Annotated in this window: 4 protein-coding genes; 3 read left to right on the top strand and 1 reads right to left on the bottom strand. The window is 49.7% G+C overall.

Annotated features, from left to right (window positions below; all coding sequences use genetic code 11):
- Positions 1-164: 164 nt before the first annotated feature.
- Positions 165-749, bottom strand: a complete 585-nt coding sequence (grpE, locus tag LVQ79_RS22435; protein ID WP_232867051.1) for a nucleotide exchange factor GrpE — start codon at positions 747-749, stop codon at positions 165-167.
- Between the two features lie 129 nt (positions 750-878).
- Between grpE and nadK the strand changes: the two genes are divergently transcribed.
- From nadK to bamE, 3 genes are all read left to right on the top strand, one after another.
- Entirely contained in the window at positions 879-1,757 is an 879-nt protein-coding gene (gene nadK / locus LVQ79_RS22430; RefSeq protein WP_151996094.1) for an NAD(+) kinase, read from the top strand.
- A gap of 86 nt (positions 1,758-1,843) precedes the next feature.
- Entirely contained in the window at positions 1,844-3,505 is a 1,662-nt protein-coding gene (gene recN, locus LVQ79_RS22425) for a DNA repair protein RecN (protein WP_232867050.1), read from the top strand.
- A gap of 223 nt (positions 3,506-3,728) precedes the next feature.
- Positions 3,729-4,070: an outer membrane protein assembly factor BamE gene (gene bamE, locus LVQ79_RS22420; RefSeq protein WP_034457332.1), complete on the top strand. Its 342-nt coding sequence runs from the start codon at positions 3,729-3,731 to the stop codon at positions 4,068-4,070.
- The last annotated feature ends 141 nt before the right edge of the window (positions 4,071-4,211 follow it).

Raw genomic sequence — 4,211 nt, 5'->3', positions numbered from 1 at the left:
CAGCAACGCAGCGATGCTAAAACTCCCCTCGAGGCGTGAGCGTGAATATGCAAGGGAAGTGAGAGAAAAAAGGTCGAAATATCCCTTAAAAAACAATGCCGGTCACCTTAAGTGACCGGCATTAGCCTCGAAGGCTGGCTTTTTATTTAATGCAATTTGACGAATTACGCTTTGGCTTTAGCCACAGAAACCATTGCTGCACGCAGTGTGCGACCATTCAGGGTGTAACCCTTCTGCATCACCATCAGCACATGGTTTGGTGCCATATCTTCGGATTCAACCATCGCAATTGCCTGATGCACATCCGGGTTGAACGGCACGTTGGTTTCGCCAACCACATCCACACCAAATTTGCGCACCACATCCAGCATCGATTTCTGAGTTAATTCGATGCCTTCAATCATGGCGGCCAAATCAGTGTTGGACTTGTCAGCCACTTCCAGAGCACGGTCAAGGCTGTCGATAACAGGCAGCAGTTCGTTGACGAATTTGTCTAAAGCGAACTTGTGCGCCTTTTCAATATCGAGTTCGGTGCGGCGACGGAGGTTTTCCATTTCCGCTTTGTTGCGTAACGCCAGGTCACGCTCGCGCTGCTGAACTTCTTCCAGTTGCGCTTTTAAATCGGCAATTTGTTCATCGCGCGGATCAACCACTTCGGCACCCTCTACGGCCTCGACTTCTTCGTGGCTTTCCATTGCAATTTCGTCCGAGACTTGCTCGTCTGGTGTTTTCTGATCTTTACTACTCATGAATTTCTCCGCGTTTTTAGCATTCATCTCGCTGGTTCGCTTATTATGGGGATCAGTTTCCTGGATTCAAGGGAACGTGACATATTGTCATAAATGACTGCATCTCTGCGTATAAGGACCATCGGCATAATGAACAAACATTTCAACTGCATTGGTATTGTCGGGCACCCTCGTCACCCCACAGCCCTCACCACGCATGAAATGCTGTATCGCTGGCTATGCACCAAGGGCTACGATGTCATTGTTGAGTCGCAAATTGCCCAGGAACTTAACCTCAAAAACGTGAAAACCGGCACATTGGCAGAAATTGGTCAGCAGGCCGATCTCGCCGTTGTGGTTGGTGGTGATGGCAATATGCTTGGCGCAGCCCGCGTTCTTGCTCGCTATGATATTAAAGTTATTGGCATCAACCGTGGCAACCTGGGTTTTCTAACCGACCTTGACCCGGATAATGCCCAGCAACAGCTGGCGGATGTCCTTGAGGGGCATTACATCGCAGAACGCCGTTTCTTGCTTGAAGCCCAAGTTTGCCAACAAGATACCCCAACGCGCCTGAGCACAGCTATCAACGAAGTCGTTCTGCACCCTGGCAAAGTGGCGCACATGATTGAATTCGAAGTCTATATCGATGAGATCTTTGCCTTCTCGCAACGCTCTGACGGGTTAATCATCTCTACGCCAACCGGCTCAACAGCCTATTCGCTCTCTGCTGGCGGGCCAATTCTGACCCCATCACTTGATGCCATTACACTTGTGCCAATGTTCCCACACACGCTTTCTGCCCGCCCGCTGGTTATCAACAGCAGCAGCACTATCCGGCTGCGGTTCTCGCACATGCGTAGCGACCTGGAAATCAGCTGTGACAGCCAGATTGCCCTGCCGATTCAGGAAGGGGAAGATGTACTGATTCGCCGTTGCGATTACCATCTCAATCTTATCCACCCAAAAGATTACAGTTATTTCAATACATTGAGCTCAAAACTCGGCTGGTCAAAAAAATTGTTCTAAAAAGCGGCCCAGGCTCTTTACTGTATATAAAACCAGTTTATACTGTATGAAAATACAGTCATGTCTTTTCATACAGGAAAGCTATTATGCTGGCACAACTCACCATCAGTAACTTCGCAATCGTTCGTGAACTGGAAATTGATTTTCACCACGGCATGACAGCCATTACCGGTGAGACAGGTGCCGGTAAATCTATTGCGATTGATGCCCTGGGGTTGTGTCTCGGCGGTCGCGCTGAAGCAGACATGGTGCGCCGTGGTGCCAGCCGTGCCGACCTCTGCGCCCGTTTCTCCCTGAAAGATACCCCCGCAGCTTTGCGTTGGCTGGAAGAAAACCAGCTTGATGATGGCCGCGAGTGCTTATTGCGTCGTGTTATCAGCAGTGATGGTCGCTCACGCGGCTTTATTAATGGCACTGCCGTTCCTCTTTCACAGCTGCGTGATCTCGGCCAGATGCTGATTCAAATTCACGGACAGCATGCGCACCAACTTTTGTTGAAACCTGAGCATCAAAAAAACCTGCTTGATGGTTATGCTGGGGAAGCTGCCCTCTTGCAGCAAATGGCAGAACACTACCGCGAATGGCATCAAAGCTGCCGAACTCTTGCACAGTATCAGCAACTTGCTCAGGAACGTGCATCACGTACTGAACTGCTTAATTACCAGCTAAAAGAACTCAATGAATTCTCACCTGTCGCAGGTGAATTCGAACAAATCGACGAAGAGTACAAACGGCTGGCAAACAGCGGGCAACTGATTTCTACCAGTCAACAAGCGCTGGCGATCCTTGCCGATGGCGAAGACAACAATCTGCAAAGCCAACTGTATACCGTGCGCCATCTGATGGAAGAATTAGCCGGAATGGACGCAAAACTATCTGGTGTATTGAATATGCTGGAAGAGGCCAACATTCAGATTTCTGAAGCTAGCGATGAGTTACGTCACTACTGCGACCGACTGGATCTGGACCCAAACCGTTTGTATGAGCTGGAGCAGCGGATCTCCAGGCAAATCTCGCTGGCGCGCAAGCACCACATAGCACCTGAAGAAGTGCCGGTTTTCCACCAGCAACTGCTGGAAGAGTTGCAACAGCTCGACGAGCAGGCCAGCTCTCAGGACGAATTGATGCAAGCATTGACTCTCCATCATCAGCAAGCACTGAGTATCGCGCATGAATTGCATCAGCGCCGTGCACATTACGCTGCCGAGCTTTGCGAATTGATTACCGAAAGCATGCATTCGCTATCAATGCCACACGGTAAACTGGCTATCGACGTAGAGTTTAACGAGAATCACCTAACCGCCGACGGTGCAGACCGCATTGATTTCCGCGTAACGACTAACCCTGGGCAGCCATTACAACCACTGGCAAAAGTGGCGTCAGGTGGTGAGCTTTCACGTATTGCTCTGGCCATTCAGGTGATCACGGCGCGTAAAATGGAAACCCCAGCCTTAATCTTCGATGAAGTGGACGTTGGGATCAGCGGCCCAACCGCCGCAGTGGTAGGCAAATTACTCCGCCAGTTGGGCGAATCAACACAGGTCATGTGCGTAACCCACCTGCCACAGGTTGCCGGTTGTGGGCATCATCACTTCTTTGTCAGCAAAGAAACAGATGGTGAAATGACGGAAACCCATATGCAGCCGTTGGATAAACGCTCACGCCTGCAAGAGCTGGCTCGTTTGCTCGGTGGCAGCGAAGTCACACGCAATACACTTGCCAACGCAAAAGAGTTACTGGCAGCTTAACGGCTATTGTCGATACACATTATGCAGTGCATGATATGCATCGTTCAAAAAACAAGCATTCCGCTAGCATATTGTTAATTGAGCAGGTTTTAAGCCAACTTTTTTGCCGAACCAGGGTCAGAGTTAAGCGCCTTAATGTTTTAAACTGCGTAAAGGTTTATTATCATCGGCATATTATGAATGAGCCATGTGCTGCTCGGGCCCGAAAAGGAATCAAATCACTATGCGCTGTAAAACGCTGACTGCTGCCGCAGCGGTTCTTCTTATGCTGACCGCAGGCTGTTCCACTCTGGAGCGAGTGGTTTACCGCCCCGACATTAACCAGGGGAACTACCTGACACAGAACGATGTGTCAAAGATTCGTACTGGCATGACTCAACAACAAGTTGCGTATGCTCTGGGTACACCAATGATGACCGATCCATTCGGTACAAGTACCTGGTTCTATGTTTTCCGCCAGCAACCAGGGCATGAAAATGTCACTCAGCAAACGCTGACGCTGACCTTCAACAGCAGCGGCGTGTTGACCAACATCGACAACAAGCCAAAGCTGGAAAAAGAATAACCAATAAAAAAGGTGCCAATCGGCTAATGCCGGTCACTTAAGGTGACCGGCATTGTTTTTTAAGGGATATTTCGACCTTTTTTCTCTCACTTCCCTTGCATATTCACGCTCACGCCTCGAGGGGAGTTTTAGCATCGCTGC

Source organism: Buttiauxella cochleicola (genome assembly GCF_021282405.1).
GTDB lineage: Bacteria > Pseudomonadota > Gammaproteobacteria > Enterobacterales > Enterobacteriaceae > Buttiauxella > Buttiauxella massiliensis.
Note: the sequence above shows the minus strand (reverse complement) of the source record. Positions and strands in the feature narration are given on the sequence as shown.